This is a genomic window from Bacillus sp. SIMBA_005 (assembly GCF_046535585.1).
Lineage (GTDB): Bacteria > Bacillota > Bacilli > Bacillales > Bacillaceae > Bacillus > Bacillus pumilus.
In genome coordinates this window covers 1-250 of the sequence record NZ_JAWRWI010000860.1, presented here as the reverse complement: position 1 = coordinate 250, position 250 = coordinate 1, and the positions used below count along the sequence as shown (strand labels likewise).

Here is a 250-nt window from a genome sequence, read left to right as displayed (position 1 = left end):
CTTAAACCAACTGTTTTAACACTTGACACAAGAAAAATAGATGTTAAATGTTACAATGGTACTACAGGAAGTATTTTGATTACACCAACATCTGGTAAAGCGCCTTATACTTATACTGTAACTAATGGAGGTACAGCAGTTACTACAACAGTTTCAGCTACAACGACAACAGCTTCAGTACTTAATTTGCCAGCTGGAACTTATGATATTGAAATTGAAGATGGTATAAAATGTAAAGGGACTGCACAAG

General features: G+C 34.8%; 1 protein-coding gene. It reads left to right on the top strand.

Annotation, left to right across the window (positions count from 1 at the left end; all coding sequences use genetic code 11):
* Window positions 1–250 (top strand): SprB repeat-containing protein (locus SB660_RS22515; RefSeq protein WP_410584706.1); only part of this gene is annotated, 250 nt, incomplete at both ends.